General features: G+C 68.4%; 18 protein-coding genes. 12 read left to right on the forward strand and 6 right to left on the reverse strand.

The window, feature by feature from the left end; genetic code table 11:
* Window positions 1-12: 12 nt before the first annotated feature.
* Entirely contained in the window at window positions 13-387 is a 375-nt protein-coding gene (locus AB7U46_RS06115) for a ribbon-helix-helix domain-containing protein (protein ID WP_428336060.1), read from the reverse strand.
* A 24-nt stretch (window positions 388-411) separates the two neighbouring features.
* Window positions 412-969 (reverse strand): DJ-1/PfpI family protein, encoded by a 558-nt coding sequence (locus AB7U46_RS06120; RefSeq protein ID WP_428336061.1) that lies wholly within the window; start codon window positions 967-969, stop codon window positions 412-414.
* A 141-nt stretch (window positions 970-1,110) separates the two neighbouring features.
* Between AB7U46_RS06120 and AB7U46_RS06125 the strand changes: the two genes are divergently transcribed.
* Entirely contained in the window at window positions 1,111-3,585 is a 2,475-nt protein-coding gene (locus AB7U46_RS06125) for an ATP-dependent helicase (protein ID WP_428336062.1), read from the forward strand.
* Here AB7U46_RS06125 and AB7U46_RS06130 read toward each other — a convergent pair.
* The 3 genes from AB7U46_RS06130 to AB7U46_RS06140 all read right to left on the reverse strand — a co-directional run bounded on the left by AB7U46_RS06130 (window position 3,582) and on the right by AB7U46_RS06140 (window position 6,372).
* Window positions 3,582-4,718, reverse strand: coding sequence for a Hint domain-containing protein (locus tag AB7U46_RS06130; protein WP_428336063.1), 1,137 nt, complete (start codon window positions 4,716-4,718; stop codon window positions 3,582-3,584). The genes AB7U46_RS06125 and AB7U46_RS06130 overlap by 4 nt on opposite strands.
* 54 nt (window positions 4,719-4,772) lie before the next feature.
* A complete protein-coding gene (locus tag AB7U46_RS06135) occupies window positions 4,773-5,579 on the reverse strand; it encodes a 23S rRNA (adenine(2030)-N(6))-methyltransferase RlmJ (protein WP_428336064.1) in 807 nt (268 codons plus the stop codon).
* Between the two features lie 589 nt (window positions 5,580-6,168).
* The gene (locus AB7U46_RS06140; RefSeq protein ID WP_428336065.1) at window positions 6,169-6,372 is read right to left on the reverse strand and encodes a DUF1127 domain-containing protein; all 204 of its coding nucleotides are present in this window, start codon (window positions 6,370-6,372) and stop codon (window positions 6,169-6,171) included.
* Between the two features lie 286 nt (window positions 6,373-6,658).
* Between AB7U46_RS06140 and AB7U46_RS06145 the strand changes: the two genes are divergently transcribed.
* From AB7U46_RS06145 to murD, 11 genes are all read left to right on the forward strand, one after another.
* Entirely contained in the window at window positions 6,659-7,729 is a 1,071-nt protein-coding gene (locus tag AB7U46_RS06145; RefSeq protein WP_428336066.1) for a P-loop NTPase, read from the forward strand.
* Between the two features lie 787 nt (window positions 7,730-8,516).
* Window positions 8,517-9,002 carry a division/cell wall cluster transcriptional repressor MraZ gene (gene mraZ / locus AB7U46_RS06150; protein WP_428336112.1) on the forward strand — a complete coding sequence of 162 codons (486 nt, stop codon included), beginning with the start codon at window positions 8,517-8,519 and terminating at the stop codon, window positions 9,000-9,002.
* 1 nt (window position 9,003) lies between these two features.
* Window positions 9,004-10,011: a 16S rRNA (cytosine(1402)-N(4))-methyltransferase RsmH gene (rsmH, locus tag AB7U46_RS06155; RefSeq protein ID WP_428336067.1), complete on the forward strand. Its 1,008-nt coding sequence runs from the start codon at window positions 9,004-9,006 to the stop codon at window positions 10,009-10,011.
* A complete protein-coding gene (gene ftsL, locus AB7U46_RS06160) occupies window positions 10,008-10,382 on the forward strand; it encodes a cell division protein FtsL (RefSeq protein WP_428336068.1) in 375 nt (124 codons plus the stop codon). Before rsmH ends, ftsL begins: the two co-directional genes overlap by 4 nt.
* Window positions 10,382-12,178, forward strand: a complete 1,797-nt coding sequence (locus AB7U46_RS06165) for a peptidoglycan D,D-transpeptidase FtsI family protein (protein WP_428336069.1) — start codon at window positions 10,382-10,384, stop codon at window positions 12,176-12,178. Before ftsL ends, AB7U46_RS06165 begins: the two co-directional genes overlap by 1 nt.
* A 226-nt stretch (window positions 12,179-12,404) precedes the next feature.
* The gene (locus AB7U46_RS06170) at window positions 12,405-13,889 is read left to right on the forward strand and encodes a UDP-N-acetylmuramoyl-L-alanyl-D-glutamate--2,6-diaminopimelate ligase (RefSeq protein ID WP_428336070.1); all 1,485 of its coding nucleotides are present in this window, start codon (window positions 12,405-12,407) and stop codon (window positions 13,887-13,889) included.
* A gap of 9 nt (window positions 13,890-13,898) precedes the next feature.
* Complete coding sequence (locus AB7U46_RS06175) at window positions 13,899-15,350, forward strand: UDP-N-acetylmuramoyl-tripeptide--D-alanyl-D-alanine ligase (protein WP_428336071.1); 1,452 nt, start codon at window positions 13,899-13,901, stop codon at window positions 15,348-15,350.
* Window positions 15,350-16,432, forward strand: coding sequence for a phospho-N-acetylmuramoyl-pentapeptide-transferase (mraY, locus tag AB7U46_RS06180; protein WP_428336072.1), 1,083 nt, complete (start codon window positions 15,350-15,352; stop codon window positions 16,430-16,432). Before AB7U46_RS06175 ends, mraY begins: the two co-directional genes overlap by 1 nt.
* A gap of 205 nt (window positions 16,433-16,637) precedes the next feature.
* A complete protein-coding gene (locus AB7U46_RS06185; protein WP_428336073.1) occupies window positions 16,638-18,029 on the forward strand; it encodes a uracil-xanthine permease family protein in 1,392 nt (463 codons plus the stop codon).
* A gap of 221 nt (window positions 18,030-18,250) precedes the next feature.
* On the forward strand, window positions 18,251-19,171 hold the full coding sequence (locus AB7U46_RS06190; protein WP_428336074.1) for a DMT family transporter: 921 nt from the start codon (window positions 18,251-18,253) through the stop codon (window positions 19,169-19,171).
* 94 nt (window positions 19,172-19,265) lie between these two features.
* Window positions 19,266-20,666: a UDP-N-acetylmuramoyl-L-alanine--D-glutamate ligase gene (gene murD, locus AB7U46_RS06195; RefSeq protein WP_428336075.1), complete on the forward strand. Its 1,401-nt coding sequence runs from the start codon at window positions 19,266-19,268 to the stop codon at window positions 20,664-20,666.
* 6 nt (window positions 20,667-20,672) lie between these two features.
* Here murD and AB7U46_RS06200 read toward each other — a convergent pair whose 3' ends face one another.
* On the reverse strand, window positions 20,673-21,602 hold the full coding sequence (locus AB7U46_RS06200) for an L-lactate dehydrogenase (RefSeq protein WP_428336076.1): 930 nt from the start codon (window positions 21,600-21,602) through the stop codon (window positions 20,673-20,675).
* Window positions 21,603-21,733: the final 131 nt, after the last annotated feature.

A 21,733-nucleotide genomic window follows, 5' to 3' on the forward strand; every position in this document is an offset into this window, starting at 1 on the left:
CCCTCCGCCGGTTCAGTTGACGTGCAGCGCCTCCCGCTCCAGCCGCCGTGCCGCTTCGCGGGCGAGGATCTCGCGCGCGGAATGGGCGGCGATCGGCACCCGCGGATCGGGCGAGATCTCCCCCGCCGCGATCAGCGCGTGATAGCGCGTGCAGCAGACCCGCAGGAACGAGGTGAAATTGCCGAGGTCGTGATCGGCATCCATCGCCTCGTGCCAGAGCCGGGTGATCAGCTGCGCCACGCTCATCCCGTCGCGCGCGCCGATCTCCTCGAGCGTCGCCCAGAAGGCGTTCTCGATCCGGATCGAGGTCGCGACCCCGTCGATGCGCAGGCTATGCGTGCGGCTTTGCCATTGGCCGGCATCGGCCTTGATGAAGAGTTCGCACATCGCGGGGCCTCCCTCCCGTTGATGTCAAAGCAGCGCCATGAACTGCCGCAGCCAGCTCGGATGCGCGGGCCAGGCGGGCGCGGTCACCAGCTTGCCATCGGTGACCGCCTCTGTCACCGGGATATCGGCGAAGCGGCCGCCCGCCGCCGTCACCTCGTAGGAACAGGCGGGATAGGCCGAGCAGGTGCGCCCCTCCAGCACGCCGGCCGCCGCGAGCAATTGCGCGCCGTGGCAGATCGCGGCGACGGGTTTGTCGGCGTCGAAAAAGTGCCGCACCATCGCGCGCACCTTCGGATCGAGGCGCAGATATTCCGGCGCGCGGCCGCCCGGCACGACCAGCGCGTCATAGCCCGCCGGATCGACCGCGTCGAAATCGGCGTTCAGCGCGAAATTGTGGCCGGGTTTTTCCGAATAGGTCTGGTCGCCCTCGAAATCGTGGATCGCGGTCTTCACGCTCTCGCCCGCGGCCTTGCCCGGGCAGACGGCATCCACCGAGTGCCCGCAGGCCAGCAGGCATTGGAACGGCACCATCGTTTCGTAATCCTCGGTGAAATCGCCGGTGATCATCAGGATCTTCGCCATGTTTTCCTCCCTTGGCTCTCCTCCGCCCTCAGCCTAGGCGCGCCGCCGGTGCCGCGGGTGTTATCGGAATACTACCGCAAGGGGCGGAACATTCGCGGAACAACCCTTGGCCTTGCGCGCGGGCGCGGCTAGATTGGGGCGATGAACGGTTACGATGACGATCCTTACGAAGGGGCGGTGAGTCTCTCGCAGCGCGCGATGGCGGGGCTGCGGGGGTCTGCGCCCGATGCGGACTATCTCGAGGGGCTGAACGAGGCGCAGCGCGCGGCGGTCGAGGCGCTCGACGGGCCGGTCCTGATGCTTGCGGGCGCGGGCACCGGCAAGACCAAGGCGCTCACCACGCGGATCGCGCATCTGATCCGCACCGGGCGCGCCCATCCCGGCCAGATCCTCGCCGTGACCTTCACCAACAAGGCCGCGCGCGAGATGAAGGAGCGCATTGCGCGCGTCCTGGGCGAGGTCGAGGGGATGCCCTGGCTGGGCACCTTCCACTCGGTCTGCGTGAAGCTGTTGCGGCGGCACGCCGAACTGGTCGGGCTGCGCTCGAATTTCACCATCCTCGACACCGACGACCAGATCCGTCTTTTGAAACAGCTGATCCTCGCCGCGAATATGGACGAGAAGCGCTGGCCCGCGCGCCAGCTCGCCGGGTTGATCGACGGCTGGAAGAATCGCGCGCTGACGCCCGACCGGGTGCGCGGCGGCGAGACGGCGCATTTCAACAACCGCGGCAGCGAGCTTTACGCCGCCTATCAGGACCGGCTGAAGACGCTCAACGCCGTCGATTTCGGCGATCTGCTCTTGCATATGGTGGTGATCTTCCAGGCGCATCCCGACCTTCTGGCCGAGTATCAGCGCCGCTTCCGCTATATCCTCGTCGACGAGTATCAGGACACCAACACCGCGCAATATCTCTGGCTGCGGCTGCTCGCCCAGGCGCATCGCAACATCTGCTGCGTGGGCGACGACGATCAGTCGATCTACGGCTGGCGTGGTGCCGAGGTGGGCAATATCCTGCGGTTCGAAAAGGATTTTCCCGGCGCGAAGGTGATCCGGCTCGAACAGAATTACCGCTCGACCGAACATATCCTCGCCGCCGCCTCGGTGCTGATTTCGGCGAATGAGGGGCGGTTGGGCAAGACGCTCTGGACCGCGACGAAGGGCGGCGAGAAGCTGCGTCTCATCGGCCATTGGGATGGCGAGGAGGAGGCGCGCTGGATCGGCGAGGAGATCGAGGCGCTCAAACGCGGCACCCGCGGCCTCGACCCGATCGGGCTTGACGATCAGGCGATCCTCGTGCGCGCCAGCCACCAGATGCGCGCCTTCGAGGACCGGTTTCTCACCATCGGCCTGCCTTACCGGGTGATCGGCGGGCCGCGGTTCTACGAGCGGCTCGAGATCCGCGACGCGATGGCCTATTTCCGCCTCGCCGTGAGCCCCGAGGACGATCTCGCCTTTGAGCGGGTGGTGAACACGCCCAAGCGGGGCCTTGGCGACAAGGCGCAGGCGCGGATCCAGGTGCTCGCGCGCGAGCTGGGGCTGAGCCTTTACGACGCCGCGCGGCGGATGGTGGCGGCGGGCGAGATCGGCGGCAAGGCCGGCGCGCAGCTGCGGCTTTTCGTGGAAAATATCGCGCGCTGGCATGCGGCGGTGCAGGGGGCCTCGCCGGCGACGGCGGTCTCGCCCGCGGATGACGACGATGCGCTGATCGAGCTTGACGAGGGCGCCGTGCCGCCCGCGAACGACCATTCGCATATTCGCCTCGCCGAGGAGATCCTCGAGGAGAGCGGCTATGTCGAGATGTGGGTGAACGACAAGACGCCGGAGGCGCCGGGGCGGGTCGAGAACCTCAAGGAACTGGTCAAGGCCCTGGAACAGTTCGAGAATTTGCAGGGTTTCCTCGAACATGTCGCGCTGGTGATGGACAATGACAGCGGCGAGGGGGAGGCCAAGGTCTCGATCATGACGCTGCATGCGGCCAAGGGGCTCGAGTTTCCGGCGGTGTTCCTGCCGGGCTGGGAGGACGGGCTTTTCCCGAGCCAGCGCGCGATGGACGAGACCGGCAAGAAGGGCCTCGAGGAGGAGCGCCGCCTTGCCTATGTCGGCATCACCCGGGCCGAGGAGATCTGCACGATCTCCTTCGCGGGCAACCGCCGCGTCTATGGTCAGTGGCAGTCGCAGCTGCCCTCCCGCTTCATCGACGAGCTGCCCGCGCGCCATGTCGAGGTGCTGACGCCGCCCGGGCTTTACGGCGGCGGCTTTGGCGCGGCGGGCAACGTGGGGGGCTTTGGCGGCGGTTTTGGTGGCGGCTTCGGCGGGCGCGACGACGGGCTCGAGACCCGCGCGGCCAAGGCCGATGTCTACAATTCCCCGGGCTGGAAGCGGCTGCAGGAGCGCGCCTCCGCCCCGCCGCGCGCGCGCCCGACCACGGTGCGCACGGTCGACAGCGTCGCCTTCGGCGTCGGCGACCGGGTGTTCCACCAGAAATTCGGCTATGGCGAGGTGATCGACCTCGACGGCGACACCGCGGCGGTCGAGTTCGACAAGGCCGGCTCGAAACACGTCAAGGCGGGGTTCCTGAAACCGGCCGTGGGGCTCGACGACGTGCCGTTCTAGACCGGTTCGCGCCGCCCGCCCGCGGGGTGTGTCTCCTCCGTCACCACGATTCTCCGGCTTGCCGGATGCCGCCCGCTGGCGTCGGGTGCAAAGACATAGGTGCCCGAGCCGCGCTTGCCGCGCCGGCCGAGCAGCACCGGGCGCAGGCCGGTGCTTTCGCGCAATCGCTCGAGCAGCCGCACCGCCTCCGCCATCCGGCGCAGCGGGCGGGCGGGGCGCATCGGCAGGCGGATCGGCGCGCGGGCGAGCAGCGGCGCGCCCATCCGTCGCATCACCGCACTCGCCACCGGGCCGAGGAACAGGCTCTCGCAGGGGGCGCCCTCCGCGGCGAGCACTTCGTGGCGGTCGAGGAGCAGGTGGCAATAGGTGATCCGCGGTTCGGGGCGCAGCTGCACCGTGGCGCCGTTGACGAAGGCGCGCGCCGGCAGGAGCAACTCTGCCGCCCCCTCCTCGGCCGCGAGATCGGGCGGCAGGCTTACCAAAAGCCGGTGCTGCTGGCTCAGCCGCAGCGGTGCGCTGTTGCCGATCGTTCCGGTCTCGAACCAGACCGGTGCGCCGCGCCCCTGGCCGGAGACGGTGGCGCGCGCGACCCAGCGCAGCCCCTGTGCCCCGTGATCGCGGGTGAGTACCAGATCCCCGGCGCGCAGATCGCCCGCGGCGCGCGCCCCCTCCGGCGTGGCGATCCGCGCCTCGGGCGTGAAACAGGGCACGGTGTAATCGCTGGGCGAGGCGTCGGAAGTGTAGAATCCGGGCGGCGCGCCCCCGGAATAATTGTCCCAATACCAGGTCTCGAGATCGAATTCCGGCGACCAGACGACCTGCACGACGTCGCCATTGGGATCGAGCCCCTCGAACACCACCGCATAGCCCGTGTCGCCATTGATCGAGACCGGATCGGAGCGCAGCACCACCGCATTTTCGATCGTGGTGCCGCCGTTGCCGCCGAAGCTGACGGTATAGGTGTCGCCGGGCGAGAAGATATAGGGAGAATCGTCACCGGGCTGCGAGGTGATCACCAGATCCTTCGTCGAGTTCGGCGGGTAGTCGAAGGTCGAGGTGCCGGGCCCGCTGTTAACATTGGATCCGGTCGCAACCGCGAATTCATTGTCGAGGGCATAGATCGTGAGGGTCACGCGCGGGCTCCGGAAGATGCTGCCCGAGCTTGACGCCTTAAGGTTACGATCCGTTTAACTCGTTTTCAGGCCAGCAAAAAGTTTCGCAAGCCGCTGCGCCTCGCCCTCGAGGCCCCAGGGCGGGTTCAGCACGAACATGCCCGAGCCGATCATCCCGTGCCCCTCGCGCGCGGGCGGGAAGCGCACCTCGCTCAGCAGCGCCTCGGGGTGGGCGGCGCGCAGCCCCTTCACCATCGCCGCCTGCGCCGCGGCCACCGGCACCGAAGGCGCCAGCACCGGATACCAGAGCGCGATCACCCCCACGTTCCACTTGCGCGCGACCTGGCCGATCAGCTTCGGGATCGCGTCGTAATCCGACTTCACCTCCCAGCTCGGGTCGATCAGCAGCAGCCCGCGCCGCGGCGTGGGCGGGCAAAGCGCGAGCGCCATCGCGAGCCCGTCCTTCTGGTGGAACACCCCGCCATGCGGCGCCATCGCCGCCTTCAGCGCGGCGAATTCCTGCGGATGCAGCTCGCACAATTGAATCGAGTCGATCGGGCGCAACAGGCTTGCCGCGATCAGCGGCGAGCCGGGATAGGCCGCGCGCCCCTGCGCCGCCCGAACCGCTTTGAGCGCGCGCGTATAGGGGTGATCGGGCGCGAACCAGCCCAGCCGCTCGACCGTCTCGATCCCCGCCGCCGCCTCGCCGGTCTTGCGCGCCTCGGCGCCGTCGAGCGCATAGAGGCCGCGGCCCGAATGGGTCTCGAGATAGGAGAGCGGCTTTTCCTTGCGCGTCATGTAGTCGAGCATCGCCGCCAGCAGCGCATGCTTGTGCACGTCCGCCAGGTTCCCGGCGTGATAGGCATGTTGATATGACAGCATGAGCGCCCCCTTTTCTCCTCAATGGCGGGGCCATGCGCGCTCTGCAAGCCTCGTTTCCAAAGTGCCGAAATATCCCGGGGTGAATTCGGCGCAGCCGAAGAGGGGCAGCGCCCCGCGCGCCTCTCACCGATCCGATGTCCGGAAATGAAAACGGCGGGCCCAGGGAGGAGGAGGGGCCCGCCGTTCGAACCTCGGCCCCAGGGAGGAGGAGGGGGCCTTGGTATGTCTGGCACCGCTCAGGGAGGAGGAGCGAGCGGCACCACTTATCCGCAGGCCCGGGAGGAGGTGGGCCGGCGGTATTCCGGCGACGCTCCAATGGGAGGAGGGAGCGTCGCGCCCGTGCGGATCGGGAGGAGGAGTGACCCGCGCGGAAACCTTGCCGAGAGGAAGCGCGGCGGCCCCAGGGAGGAGGAGGGGGCCGCCGCCTTCGTTACGAGGCCCCAGGGAGGAGGAGGGGGCCTTCGTATCGGCTTCCGGCATGCCCCTCGGGGCTGAGGCCGGTATCTGAGTGGCGGCACCCTCAGGGAGGAGGAGGAGGGTGCCGCCGATCTCCGAGGCCCAGGGAGGAGGAGGGGCCTCAGGGAAAGAATTACTTGCCGTAAGCCGCTTCCGTCGCGATCCGGGTGATCATCGAGCGATGCATGCCGAGATCTTCGAGTTCGCGACCGCTCAGCGACTTCAGTTCACGCAGCGTCTGGCGGTAGACCTTCCGGCGCGCGAGGGTTTCGCGCAGCGTCGCGACGAGATGGACAAAGCCCGTGTCGTCGGAGCGGATATCGGTTACCAGAGCCATCGTTAAACCCGTCTTGCCGTCTGTCGTCGTCTTGCTTGCGTCTGTCGTCGGGGCTGCGTTTCTCCGCTGCCGTTGGGGCTAACATGAGGCCAATGCTGCAGCTGCACAATAGATCTGACCTGCATTTCTGCCTTGCAGCAATTGCATAACGGAATCTGACCTAAATCGGGGCTGTTTTGAAATTACCTGCGCGTCAAATACGCATTTTGGGGATCGAATCCGCTTTGGCCCCTTGAAGCCCGCGGCAAAAACGCCACAGTCGCGCCGGAATCGACAGGAGACAGCCATGGCACTCAGCAAGGAATCGGTCCTCAAAGCGCTTCGGGAAGTGAATTTGCCCGGCGGAGGCGATGCGGTGGGCCGGAATCTGATTCATGCGCTCGCCGTCGAGTCGGGGGTGGTGCGCTTCGTTCTCGAGGGTGCGCCGGAGGCGGAGCTCGCCGCGATCCGGCCCCTGCTCGAGCGCGCGGTGCAGGCGCTGCCGGGGCTCACCCGGCTTTCGGTGGTGATCCCCTCGGGCCCGGCGAAGGGGATGGGTGCGAATGCCGCGCCGAAGATCGGCGGCCATCCGACGCCGCAGGCGGGGCCGCTCGCGGTGCCGGGCGTGGCGCATGTGATCGCGGTGGGGTCCGGCAAGGGCGGCGTCGGCAAATCGACGGTTTCCGCCAATCTCGCCGTCGCGCTTTCGCGCACGGGGCGCCGGGTCGGGCTGCTCGACGCCGATATCTACGGGCCGAGCCAGCCGCGGATGATGGGCGCCTCGGGGCGGCCCGCCTCGCCCGACGGGCAGACGATCATTCCGCTGCAGGCGCATGGCGTCACGCTGATGTCGATCGGGCTGATGCTGCGCGAGGACGAGGCGGTGATCTGGCGCGGCCCGATGCTGATGGGCGCGCTGCAGCAGATGCTGAACCAGGTGAAATGGGATCAGTACGGCCCGCTCGACGTGCTGATCGTCGATCTGCCGCCGGGCACAGGGGACATCCAGCTCAGCCTTTGCCAGAAGACGGTGATGGATGGCGCGATCGTGGTTTCGACGCCGCAGGACGTGGCGATGCTCGACGCGAAGAAGGCGCTCGACATGTTCCGCAAGCTCGGCACGCCGGTGCTCGGCCTGATCGAGAACATGTCGACCTATGTCTGCCCGAATTGCGGCCACGAGGCGCATCTCTTCGGTCATGGCGGGGTCGAGACGGAGGCGGCGAAGCTGGGCCTGCCCTTCCTCGGCGCGCTGCCGCTCGACCTCGAGGTGCGGCTCGCGGGCGATGCGGGCACGCCGGTGGCGGCGGGCAACGGGCCGGCCGCCGAGGCCTATGGTGCGATCGCGCGCCGTCTGGTGGCCGCGGGCGTCGCCTGAGACCGGTCGCAGGTGGCGCGGCGGGGGGCTTCGCGCCCCCGGGCCCCCGCGGGATATTTCGACACTTTGGAACGGGGCGGCCTTCGGGTCGCCCTTTTCGATTCGGCGCCGGGAGGGGTGCGCGGGCGATTTCCGGGGCAGATCCGGGCCGCGGGGCGGGCAGGCGCGGGAATTCATGGCCCGGGGCACGGGAATTCATGGGGTGAGTCTGGGAAATCACCCGATCACGGCGATTCACGCGGCTGTGAGTCGCCGTGAATCGCGCGGATTCGGGGTTTGACTGTGGATTTTTGGTCACGCCGATTTTTTGGCTGGGAATTTGCCCCACTCCATGGGGGAAATTTTGCCGAAACTATATCTGGTGGCTTTGGTTAATCAGATCGCAACTTCTGCGGTGAATTTTGACGTTTTTGCTACAAGACCTTGAGATTGAGGAGAGTTTTCCACAAGATATGCACAGGAAAATCGAGGGGGTTCCAAGTTTTCCCTTGCGATCCCACCCCCTCCCATGGCATCCCTTCGTCATCGGAAGACGGGAACAAGAGGCGAAAAGACCTCACGGCGAAAAGAGCAGGTTTCATACAGGCTCCCGCTTCACGAAACGAAGAGATCCGGCGCGTGGGCGAGCAGACATCCCCCCAGGTGGCACGCGCAGTCGGACAGCCCAGAGATGGGACGAGGGCGGCGGATCGGACAGTGGCAGCAGTCCGATCCGCCGTTTTCCTTACCGGGGCCTCGGTTCCGGCCGCCACCACGGGGGAGGGACAGGAGACAGGCCTTGGCGGGCATGTTCATCGGCGAATACACCTTCAAGGTGGACAGCAAGGGTCGCGTGTCGATCCCCGCGCTGTTTCGTCGTGAGCTCGAGGAAGGCGATCCCGAATCCAAGGCCACCGGCCGCCCCCGCATGGTCATCGTTTACGGCGCCGACACCCAGAAGATGTTGCAGGTCTATTCCTACGAGGGCTTCCAGAAGCTCGCGGCGGAGATCAACGCGCGCCCCTACAACGACCCGCGCCGCGCGCTCTTGCAGCGGCTCGTGCTGAACAAGGCCCATCCCACCGAAATCGACCCCGACGGGCGCCTCGTGCTGCCCGCGACCCTGCGCAACCGGCTCACGCTGGAAGGGGAGGCCTATTTCGCCGGCATGGGCGAGACCTTCGAGATCTGGAAGCCCGAGACCTTCGCCGAGGTCGACGCGGCGAAGATGGCCAAGCTGATGGCCGAGATGGGCGACGATTTCGACCCGCTCAGCCTGCTCGGAGGCGACTGAGATGGCCTCCGACGCCCCCCACATCCCGGTTTTGCTGCGGCCGCTCCTCGAAGCGGTCGCGCCTGTCTCCGGCACCTGGCTTGACGGCACCTTCGGCGCGGGCGGCTACAGCCGCGGGCTGCTGGCGGCGGGCGCGGATCGGGTGATCGGCGTCGACCGCGACCCCGCGGTGTTCGAAATGGCGGCAGATTGGCGCGCGGACTACGGCGAGCGGCTGATTCTCGTCGAGGGAACCTTTTCCGAGCTTGACGACTATGCCGCCGAGATCGCTCCTGAGGGCCTGGATGGTGTGGTTCTCGACCTCGGTGTCTCCTCGATGCAGCTCGATCAGGCGGAACGCGGCTTTTCCTTCATGAAGGACGGCCCGCTCGACATGCGGATGTCGCAATCGGGCCCCTCGGCCGCCGATCTGGTGAACACCGCCGAAGAGGGCGAGATCGCCGACATCCTCTATCACTACGGCGAGGAGCGCGCCTCGCGCCGCATCGCCCGCGCGATCTGCGAGGCGCGGCGCAACGCCCCCTTCGAGACCACGCGCCAGCTCGTCGCCACGATCGAACGCTGCCTGCCGCGCCCGAAGCCGGGGCAGAGCCATCCCGCGACGCGCTCCTTCCAGGCGCTGCGGATCGCGGTGAACGACGAATTCGGCCAGCTGATCGCCGGGCTCGAGGCGGCGGAGCGCGCGCTGAAACCCGGCGGCAAGCTTGCCGTCGTCACCTTCCACTCGCTCGAAGACCGGGTGGTGAAACGTTTTCTTCAGGCGCGTTCGGGGCGCGCCGCGTCGGGGTCCCGTCATTCTCCGGCGCAAGAGGCCGCGCAGGCAGCTTTCGAGCTGACCCCGCGCAAGGGCATCGGCCCCGACGAACAGGAGCTGGCGGAGAACCCGCGGGCGCGCTCGGCGATCTTGCGCGTCGCCCGCCGCACCGAGGCCCCCGCCGGCCGCCCCGACCGGGCCGGCCTCGGCCTGCCCGCCCCCGTGCTCGACCAGACTTCCGGAGCGCATAGATGAGAGCCGTGCTGTACCTCGCCACCGCGATGATCGTGATGGGCCTCGCCTTCTGGGCCTATCACGTCAACTACGCCACCCAGGCCCGCCAGGGCGAGCTGCGCGCGGTCAACCGCGACATCGCCTCGCTGCAGGAGGGGCTGAGCGTGCTGCGCGCGGAATGGGCCTATCTCAACCGCCCCGACCGGCTGCGCGACCTCGTCAACCTGAACTTCGCCGCGCTTGAACTGCTGCCGATGTCGCCCGACCAGTTCGGCGCCGTGGCCGAGGTCGCCTATCCCGATCCGAACGCCGATCAGACCGAGACCAAGCCGGGCCTGCTCGACGATCTCGCGCCGATCGACGTGGTCGCGCCGCCCGCGGAGGAAAACTGATGAGCCGCACGCCGCTCCGCCCGCTTGCCCGCATCCTCGACGCCCGCGCGAAGGGCGAGAACCCCGACGCGATCGAGCGCGAGAACATCCGCCTGCGCGGCGAGGCGACGCGCGACAGCGCGCGGCTGCGCGCCGAGGGGCGGCTTCTGTTCATGGGGCTCGCCTTCCTCGCCGCCTTCACCACCGTCGGGCTGCGGATGGGCACGCTTGCCGCCTCGACGCCGGAGGAGCCCGAGATCTCCGACACCGCGCCCGCGATCCTCGCGCAGCGCGCCGACATCACCGACCGCGAGGGCCGGGTGCTGGCGACGAATCTCGTCACCCATGCGCTTTACGCGCAGCCGCCGATGCTGGTCGACCCCGAACGCACCGCCGAGAAACTCGTCAAGATCTTCCCGGATCTCGACCGCGAGCGGCTGGTGAAGGATTTCACCGGAACCCGCAAGTTCCTCTGGATCAAGAAGAAAATCTCGCCCGAGCAGATGCAGGCGGTGCATGACATCGGCGATCCGGGCCTTCTGTTCGGCCCGCGCGAGATGCGGCTTTACCCGAATGGCAAGATCGCGGCGCATGTGCTGGGCGGCTCGCGCTTTGGCACCGAGGGCGTGAGCTCGGCCGAGATCGTCGGCACCGCGGGCGTGGAAAAGGCCTTCGACGGCTGGCTGCGCGATCCGGCCAACAACGGCGCGCCGCTGCAGCTGTCGCTCGACCTCACGATCCAGTCGGCGGTCGAGGAGATCCTCGCCGGCGGCATGAAGCTGATGAATGCCAAGGGCGCCGCCGCGGTGCTGATGGATGTGCATACCGGCGAGGTCGTCGCGATGGCGAGCCTGCCCGATTTCGACCCGAACGACCGCCCCGCGCCCCTGACCAAGGGCGATGCCTCCGACAGCCCGCTTTTCAATCGCGCGGTGCAGGGCGTCTACGAGCTTGGCTCGACCTTCAAGATCTTCGCCGTCGCCCAGGCGATGGAGCTTGGCCTCGTCAATCCGACGACGATGATCAATTCGAAATCGCCGATGGTCTGGGGCAAGTTCCGCATCCACGACTTCCACAATTACGGCGATCAGCTTTCGGTCACCGATGTGATCGTCGAATCCTCGAACGTCGGCACCGCGCATATCGTGCAGCTGATCGGCCCCGAGCGGCAGAAGACCTTCCTCGACAAGATGGGTTTCCTCGCCCCGACCAAGGTCGAACTGGCCGAGGCGAACACCGGCCGCCCGATCCTGCCGGCAAAATGGTCCGACATCTCGGCGATGACGATCGGCTATGGCCACGGCATCGCCGCCTCGCCGCTGCACCTCGCCGCGGCCTATGCGACGATGGCGAACGGCGGGCAGAAGATCACGCCGACGCTCATTCATGACGTGAACCACCACCCGGGTGAGCGCGTCGTTTCCGAAGATGTGGCGAAGCGCACGCTTGCGATGATGCGCGCGGTGGTGACGCGCGGCACCGCGTCGTTCGGCGACGTGAAGGGCTATCAGGTCGCGGGCAAGACCGGCACCGCCGACAAGGTCAAACCGGGCGGCGGCTATTACAAGGACAAGGTGATCGCCACCTTCGCCTCGGTCTTCCCGGTCGAGGATCCGAAATATGTGCTGATCCTGACGCTCGATGAGCCCTCGGACAATTCCGGCAAGATCCCGCGCCGCACCGCCGGCTGGACCGCCGTGCCCGTCGCTGCCGAGGTGATCCGCCGTGTCGCGCCGCTCCTTGGCCTGCGCCCCGATCACGAGGAACCCGATGTGCTCGACGGGATCACCCTCGTCGCGGCGAAGAAGAGCCACTGAACGGGCCGGGGAGGGGGCTCCGCCCCCGGCTGCGCCTCCCCCGGAGTATTTGCGCCAAGAAGAACTGCGCAGGTTTCTTCTTGGCCGAAATACTCCGGGGGGAATTCCCCGCAGGGGAAGGGGGGCGGCGCCCCCGTTCCGCGCTTTGTGGCCGAGCGCTGCCGGCGCGCGTTGACGCCCCCGGCGCTTCGCCGATAAATGACCGGGGCTGCTGAAGGACACCGAGATGGGCGACGCAACGAAACCGCTGAGCGAACTGGGGCTGACCGCGTTGCAGGGCGAGGATGTCGCGATCACCGGGCTTGCGGTCGACAGCCGGCTGGTGAAGCCCGGCCATCTTTTTGCCGCGCTGCCGGGGGTGAAGGCGCATGGCGCGACCTTCCTGAGTGCCGCGATCGAGCGCGGCGCGGTCGCCGTGCTCACCGATCGCGCCGGCGAGGAAATCGCGCGGCCACTGATCGCCGGGCGTTCGATCGCGCTCGTCGTGGTCGAGGATCCGCGCCAGAGCCTCGCCTATGCCGCCGCGCTCTGGTTCGGGGCGCAGCCCGCGACGATGATCGCGGTGACCGGCACCAACGGCAAGACCTCGGTCGCCACCTTCACCCGCCAGATCTGGCAGGGGCTGGGCTATGAGGCGACGAATATCGGCACGACCGGCGTCGAGGGCAGTTTCACCGCCCCCTCGAGCCACACCACGCCCGAGCCGATCACGCTGCACAAGCTGCTTTCCGAAATGGCCGCGGCAGGGGTGACGCATGCCGCGATGGAGGCGTCGTCTCACGGGCTCGCGCAGCGCCGCCTCGACGGGGTGCAGCTTTCCGCCGCCGGTTTCACCAATTTCACCCAGGACCACCTCGATTACCACGCCACTTTCGAGGAGTATTTCGCCGCGAAGGCGGGGTTGTTCACCCGGGTGCTGCCCGAGGATGGCGTCGCCGTCATCAACACCGACGATCCGAAGGGCGAGGAGCTGGTCAAATTCGCCGCCGTGCGCGGCCAGCGCATCCTGCGCGTCGGCCATGGCGAGGATGTCGAGATGCGCCTCGGCGGGCAGCGGTTCGATGCCTCGGGGCAGAACCTGCGCTTCTTCTGGGAGGGGGAGGCGCATCTGGTGCGGCTCTCGCTGATCGGCGGCTTCCAGGCGATGAACGTGCTCACCGCGGCGGCGCTGGCGATCGGCTGTGGCGCCGATCCGAAGGAGGTCTTCGGCACGCTGCCCGGCCTCACCACCGTGCGCGGGCGGATGCAGCTGGCCGCGACGCGGGCGAATGGCGCGACCGTCTTCGTCGATTACGCCCATACCCCCGACGCGGTCGAGACCGCGCTGAAGGCGCTGCGCCCCCATGTGATGGGTCGCCTCGTGGCGATCGTCGGCGCCGGCGGCGATCGCGACCGCACGAAGCGCCCGCTGATGGGGCGCGCGGCGACCGACTACGCTGATCATGTCATCGTCACCGACGACAACCCCCGCACCGAGGAGCCCGCCACGATCCGCGCCGCGGTGATGGAGGGCGCCGGACCCGAGGCGCAGGAAGTCGGCGATCGTGCCGAGGCGATCCTGCGCGGGGTCGATGCGCTCGGCCCGGGCGATGCGCTCCTGATCATGGGCAAGGGGCATGAGCGGGGGCAGGTGATCGGCACCGACGTCTTCCCCTTCGACGATGCCGAACAGGCCTCGATCGCGGTCGCCGCGCTCGACGGCAAGATCTGAGGAAGCAAGATGGCCGTGCTCTGGACCTCCGCCGATGCCGAAACCGCGACCGGGGGCCGCGCGACGCGCCCCTTCGCCGCGAGCGGGATCTCGATCGACACCCGCTCGATCCGGGCGGGTGATTTGTTCGTCGCGCTGAAGGATGTGCGCGACGGCCATGATTTCGTCGCCGACGCGCTGAAGAAGGGCGCCGCCGCCGCGCTGGTGAGCCGGATCCCCGAGGGCTGTTCCGAGGCCGATCCGCTGCTCCTCGTCGATGACGTGCTCGGCGGGCTCGAACGGCTCGGCGCCGCGGGTCGGGCGCGGGCACGCGCGCGGGTGATCGCGGTCACCGGCTCGGTCGGCAAGACCTCGACGAAGGAGATGCTGCGCGCGGTGCTTTCCGCGCAGGGCAAGGTGCATGCCGCCGAGGCGAGCTTCAACAACCACTGGGGCGTGCCGATCACGCTCGCGCGGCTGCCCGAGGACGCCGATTTCGCGGTGATCGAGATCGGCATGAACCACCCGGGCGAGATCGCGCCGCTGGCAAGGCTCGCGCGCCCGCATGCGGCGATGATCACCACGATCGCCCCGGCGCATCTCGAGGCTTTCGAGGATCTCGCCGGCATCGCGCGCGAGAAGGCGACGATCTTCGAGGGGCTGGAGCCGGGCGGCGTGGCCGTGGTGCCGACCGGGCTCGAGGTCTCGCCGATCCTCGCAGCGGCGGCGCAGGCGCGGGCGGCGAAGGTGCTCAGCTTCGGGCCGGCCGAGGGCTCCGATTACCGGCTGATCGCCGCGACGATTGCGGGCGATGCCACCATCGTGCAGGCCGAGCACAACGGAAAGCCGTTCCTTTTCAAGGTGATGACGCCCGGAAAGCATTTCGCCAACAATGCGCTCGGCGTGATCGCTTTGGCCGAGGCGGTGGGCGCCGACCCGGCCGTCGTCGCGCTCGACATCGCGCTTTGGGAGCCGCCGGCGGGGCGCGGCGCGCGCGAGCGGATCTACATGGACATCACCGACGAGGGGCAGAGCTTCGATCTTTTCGACGACGCCTTCAACGCCAACCCGGCCTCGATGGAGGCGGGTCTCGAGGTGCTCGCGGGCTCGGTGCCGCGCGACGGCGTCGGGCGGGTGGCGCGCGGGCGGCGCGTCGCGGTGCTGGGCGACATGCTCGAACTTGGCCCCGACGAGAGCGCGCTGCATGCCGCGATCGCCGCCTCGCCCGCGATGGCGAAGATCGACGTGGTGCATCTGGCCGGGCCGCGGATGCGCGCGCTGCGCGACGCGCTGCCGCCGGCCAAGCGCGGCGAGTGGCACGAGACGGCGAAGGAGCTGGCCGAGCGCGCGCCGCATCTCGTCGATGCCGGGGATGTCGTGCTCGTGAAGGGCTCGAAAGGATCGAAGGTCAGCCTCGTGGTTGACGCGCTGCGAAAACTGGGCCAACCCGGCGCGGCGGAAGCATTCAAGGGACGTGAGTAATGTTGTACTGGCTGGCAAATCTGTCGGATGGTGGTGATTTCTTCAACCTTTTCAAGTATATCACCTTCCGCGCCGGGGCTGCCTTCTTCACCGCGCTGATCTTCGGCTTTCTCTTTGGCCGGCCGCTGATCGACATCCTGCGCCGCAAGCAGGGCAAGGGGCAGCCGATCCGCACCGACGGGCCGGCGACGCATTTCGCCAAGGCCGGCACGCCGACGATGGGGGGGCTTCTGATCCTCTCGGCGATGCTGGTGGGCACGCTCCTTTGGGCGCGGCTCGACAACGGGTATATCTGGGTGACGCTTGGCGTGACCTATGGCTATGCGCTGATCGGCTTTGCTGATGACTACGCCAAGGTGACGAAGCAGAACGTGAAGGGCGTGAGTTCGCGCACGCGGATGCTGGCGGGGCTGCTGCTCGCCGCGGTGGCGGCGGTGGCGGTGTCGCTGCTGCAGCCCTCGGATCTGTCGAACCAGCTCGCGCTGCCGGTGTTCAAGGATGCGCTGATCAACCTCGGCTGGTTCTTCGTGCCCTTCGCGATGATCGTCGTCGTCGGCGCCGCCAATGCGGTGAACCTGACCGACGGGCTCGACGGGCTGGCGATCATGCCCGCGATGATCGCCGCGGGCACGCTTGGCGCGATCGCCTATGTCGTCGGCCGCGTCGACTTCTCGACCTATCTCGGCGTGCATTTCGTGCCGGGCACCGGTGAGCTTCTGGTCTTCACCGCGGCGCTGATCGGCGGCGGCCTCGGCTTCCTGTGGTACAACGCGCCGCCCGCGGCGGTGTTCATGGGCGATACCGGCTCGCTCGCGCTCGGCGGCGCGCTTGGCGCGATCGCGATCTGCACCAAGCACGAGCTGGTGCTCGCCGTCGTCGGCGGCCTCTTCGTGGTCGAGGCGCTCAGCGTCATCATCCAGGTCGCCTATTTCAAGCGCACCGGAAAGCGCGTCTTCCTGATGGCGCCGATCCACCACCACTTCGAAAAGAAGGGCTGGGGCGAGGCGCAGATCGTGATCCGGTTCTGGATCATCTCGCTCATCCTCGCGCTGATCGGCCTTGCCACGCTGAAGATCCGCTGATCTTCGCCGCCCGAGTCGCCTTCCCGCCCCCGGCCCGTCCGGGGGCGTTCGCGTTTCCGGCCTGCCCCTTTATGCGGCAGTGCGGCGAAAACTGACCGCAGCGAGGCCGCCGCCACGGATGCGTCACGCTTTCGTGAGCCCGGGCGTTGGCGCGCGCCGCGCCATCGGCTTCCCTTGACCGAAAGGTAACGATCAGGGGAAGACCATGAGCCACGGCAAACACGCATTGATCTACGGCCTCGAGGACAAGCCCGCCCCCGCGGCGGCTTCGCTCGCGGCGATCCAGCATATCCTCGCCTCGATCATCGGCATCGTCACGCCCTCGCTGGTGATCGGCGGGGTGCTGGGCCTGGGCGCGCATGTGCCCTATCTGATCGCGATGTCGCTGTTCGTTTCGGGCGTCGCGACCTTCATCCAGTCGAACCGGATCGGGCCGGTCGGCTCGGGGCTTTTGTCGGTGCAGGGCACCTCCTTCGCCTTCCTCGGCGCGATCCTCGCCGCGGGCTTTGCGGTGAAGGCGCGGGGCGGCACGCCCGAGGACATCCTCGCGATGATCTTCGGGCTTTGCCTCGTCGGCTGTCTGGTGGAAATCGTGCTCTCGCAATTCATCGACAAGCTCGGCCGCGTGGTGAACCCGACGGTGACCGGCGTCGTCATCACCGTGATCGGGCTGAGCCTCGTGAAGGTCGGTTTCACCGATTTCGCGGGCGGCGTCGGCGCCACGAAGGATGGCTCGCTTGGTGCGCCGGTGAACCTGCTGCTCGGCGCGATCGTCGTCGCCGTGATCCTCGTCGCGACCTTCATGGGCAAGCCGATGGTGCGGATCTCGGCGATCATGATGGGGCTGATCGCGGGCACCGTGGTCGCGGCGCTGATGGGGATGGTCGACGTTTCGCCGATCGCGAAGGCGCAATGGGTCGCGCTGCCGATCCCGTTCAAGTTCGGCTTCGATTTCGACATCGCGCTCTTCATCCCGATGGCCTTCCTCTATCTCGTCACCGCGATCGAGACCTCGGGCGATCTGACCGCGAATTCGGTGATCTCGGGTCAGCCGGTGAAGGGGCCGCTCTACCTCAGCCGGATCAAGGGGGGCGTGCTGGGTGACGGCGTGAACTCGGGGCTTGCCGCGGTGTTCAACACCTTCCCGAACACCACGTTTTCGCAAAACAACGGGGTGATGCAGATGACCGGCGTGGCGAGCCGTCATGTCGGGCGTTACATCGCGCTTTTCCTCGTGATCCTCGGCTTCTTCCCGGTGATCGGCTCGGTGTTCCTCCTGATCCCGAAGCCGGTTCTGGGCGGCGCGACGCTGGTGCTCTTTGGCTCGATCGCGGTCGCCGGGATCCGCATCCTCGCCTCCGAGCCGATCGACATGCGCCGCGTCTACATCATGGCGGTGAGCTTCGGCCTCGGCCTTGGCGTGACGCTGGTGCCCGAGGCGACGCAGCATCTGCCGGTGTTCCTGAAACAGGTGGTGGCGACGCCGATCACCCTTGCGGGCCTCGCCGCGATCCTCCTTTCGCTCGCGATCCCGGAGGGCGCGAAATCCGAAAGCGAGATCGAGGACGAGGCGGAGGAGATCGTCCCCGCCGAGTGAGCGGGCCAAAAGGCGGGGGCGCGGCGCGCGCCCTCGCTTGCGTCTGGCGCGCTCAGGGATATAGCTGGGCCCCGAAACCCGCGGCCTGTGCCGCGCGGCAGCGCCGGAGCGCAGAGCGTGTATCCTGATCCTTCCCGAATGACCCCGCGCGAAGGCGCCGGCGCGCCGCCGTGCCGGGCCTTGCCGCTTTCCGCCGTCCCGACCGATCCCCGGAGGCCGGCGTGAAGACCGAAAGCCGCGCGACGGGTGTCGCGCTGATCGTGCTCACCGTGCTGATCTGGGCGAGCTTCGCGCTTTCGATGCGCTTTGGCGGGCGCAGCGCCGCGGTGATGCCCGCCGACATGGCGCTCGCGCGTTACCTGATCCCCTCGCTCTTCTTCGCGCCCTTCCTGCCGCGTGCCTGGGGCCGGCTGCGCGCGGTGCGGCCCGCCGCGGCGCTGATGATGGCGGCGGGCTCGGGCCTGCCCTATTACCTCTTCGTCTATTACGGCGGGCGGCTGACCTCGGCCGCGCATGTGAGCGCGATCCTCGCCGGCTGCCTGCCGCTGTCGATGCAGATCGTGCGGCTTGCGCTGGGCGAGCGCGCGCCGCTTTCGACCGTGCAGCGGGTGGGGCTCGCGATCATCGTCGCGGGCACCGGGATGCTCGTGCTCGGGCTCGGCCTGCACACCGATCTCATGCAGGCGGTGCTCGGCGCGCTTCTGCTCTTCGGCGGCAGCATTGCCTGGGCCTTCTACACGATCGGCGTCGCGCGCAGCGGCGGCGATCCGCTCGTCGCCGGGATCCTCGGCAATATGCCGAGCGCGGCGATCGTGCTGATCGCGGTGGCGATCGGCGCGGTGCCGGTCGGCTTTGGCCAGTATCCGGCGCTGGTCGCGCTGCAGTTCAGCCTGATCCAGGGGCTCGGCTCGGGGATCGTCGCGGGGATCACCTTCACCATGGCGGTGCGGCGCATCGGCGCGATGGCGGCGAGCGTCTATGGCGCGCTCGCGCCCGTGCTCGTCGCGCTGCTCGGCTGGCCGATCCTCGGCGAGCGGCCGGTGCCCGCGACGCTTGCGGGCGTGGGGGCGATCTGCATCGGTGTGGCGCTCTGCAACGGGGCGCTCGGGCTTCTCGCGCATCGCCGTGGCGGGGCGCGCTGAGCCGCCGCCCGCGCGATGGTGACTTGAAATCCCGCCCGAAAAGCCAGAGACGGGGCAGGGGGCAAGACCCCGGCATCCGATGCGAGGACAGCAGATGATTCCGGTTCAGGGTTACGAAGGTCACAAGGTCGCGGTGCTCGGGCTTGGCCGCTCGGGCCTCGCCGCGGCGGCGGCGCTGGTCGCGGGGGGCGCGGAGCCGGTGCTCTGGGACGACAGCCCCGAGGCGCGCGCCAAGGCCGAGGCGGCGGGCTTCTCCTGCACGGATCTCATGCGCCCGGGCGCCTTCGACGGCGTCGCGCTGCTCGTCACCTCGCCCGGGATCCCGCATCTCTATCCGAAGATGAACCCGGTGATCGCGGCGGCGATGGCGGCGGGGGTGCCCGTCGACAATGACATCGGCCTCTTCTTCCGCTCCTATGCGACGGCGGAGTGGGACAGTTTCGACGTCACCCCCCGCGTCGTCTGCGTCACCGGCTCGAACGGCAAGTCGACGACCACGGCGCTGATCCACCACATCCTGCAGCACGCCGGCCGCCCGACCCAGATGGCCGGCAACATCGGCCGCGGCGTGCTCGACATCGAGCCGCTTTCCGATGGCGAGGTGGTGGTGCTGGAACTCTCGAGCTACCAGACCGACCTCGCCCGCGCGCTCACCCCCGACATCGCGGTCTTCACCAATCTCTCGCCGGACCACCTCGACCGCCACGCGGGTTACGGCGGCTATTTCGCGGCGAAGCGGCGTCTGTTCGCCGAGGGCGGCCCCGATCGCGCGGTGATCGGCGTCGACGAGCCCGAGGGCGTCTATCTCGCGAACCAGATGGCGTCTTCGCGGGAGGATGACCGGGTGATCCGGATCTCCTCGGCGCAGAAGCTCGGCGATTTCGGCTGGTCGGTTTTTGCCCGCAAGGGGTTTCTGGCGGAATGGCGCAAGGGGCGGCAGGTCGCCTCGATCGACCTGCGCGAGGTCAAGGGCCTGCCCGGCGCGCACAACCATCAGAACGCCTGCGCCGCCTATGCCGCCTGCCGCTCGCTCGGCCTTGCGCCGCGGGTGATCGAGGAGGCCTTCCACAGTTTCGCGGGCCTGCCGCATCGCTCGCAGACCGTCGCGGAAAAGCGCGGCGTGCGTTACGTGAACGACAGCAAGGCGACCAATGTCGACAGCGCGGCGAAGGCGCTCGAGGCCTTCACCAATATCCGCTGGATCGCGGGCGGTCTGGGCAAGGAGGGCGGCGTCGCCTCGCTGCGCCCGCTGCTCGGCACCGTGAGGAAAGCCTATTTCATCGGCCATTCGGGGCGCGATTTCGCGCTGGAACTGGCGCCGGTCGAACACGAGATCTGCGAGACGATGGAGGCGGCGGTGGCGGCCGCCGCGCGTGATGCGGAGGCGGGCGACACCGTGCTGCTGGCGCCCGCCGCGGCGAGTTTCGACCAATACAAGAGCTTCGAGAAACGCGGCGAGCATTTCGCCGCGCTGGTTCAGGCGCTGCCGGAGTGATCCGGTTCAGCCAAGCTGCAGCGAGGTTTCCTTGAGCAGCTCGGCCGAGCGGCGCAGCGCGGCGGCCTCTTCGGGGGCAAGCTCGGGCTTCAGCGTGGCGATGATGCCCTGCGCGCCGACGATCCGCGGCAGGCTCAGCGCGATATTTTCGACCCCCTCGACCTCGGGCGTCACCATCGAGACCGAGAGCACCGCGCGCTGATCGTCGCGGATCGCCTGGCAGATCCGCGCGAGACCGGCGCCGATGCCGTACCAGGTCGCGCCCTTGCCGGCGATGATCTTGTAGGCGGCGCGGCGCACGCCCTCGTCGATCCGCGCGCGCACGTCCTCGGTGATCGCGGCGCCAAGCTGCGCGGCAAAGCGCGCGATCGGCTCGCCGCCCGCCCGCGCGGCCGACCAGGCGAGCACCTCGCTGTCGCCATGCTCGCCCAGCACCTGCGCATGCACCGATTGCGGCGCGATGCCGAGATGTTCGGCCAGAAGCCAGCGGAAGCGCGCCGAATCGAGCACCGTGCCCGAGCCGATCACCCGCTCGGGCGGCAGGCCGGAGGCCTTGAGCGCGATCTCGGTCATGATGTCGACCGGGTTCGAGGCGACGAGGAGGAGCGCGTCGGGCGCGTTGCGGCGCACCTCGCCGATCACCTCGTGAAAGACCGCGGCATTGCGGGAAAGCAGGCTCAGCCGGCTTTCGCCCGGCTTCTGCGCGACGCCCGCGGCGAGAATCACCACCCCCGCACCGGCGAGCGCCTCGTAGCCGCCCGCGCCCAGCCGCACCGCATGGGCGAAGGGCACCGAATGGGCGATGTCCTCGGCCTGCGCCGCCGCCAGCGCCGCGTTGCGGTCGACGAAGACCACCTCCGAGGCGCCCCCGCGCAGCACCAGCGCCGAGCCCGCCGCCGATCCGACCATGCCCGCGCCCACGATCCCGACCTTCATCGCCGCCTCCTGCGCCCTGTTATCGCTAACCCCAGCATGGCACGGCGAAAACCGGCGCGAAACCCCGTTTCGCCGCAACTGCATCCGGTCGGCGCCCAACTTCCGCTAGGCAGCGCCGCCGCTTTGGGCTA

Source organism: Paenirhodobacter sp. (assembly GCF_050177655.1).
Lineage (GTDB): Bacteria > Pseudomonadota > Alphaproteobacteria > Rhodobacterales > Rhodobacteraceae > Rhodobacter.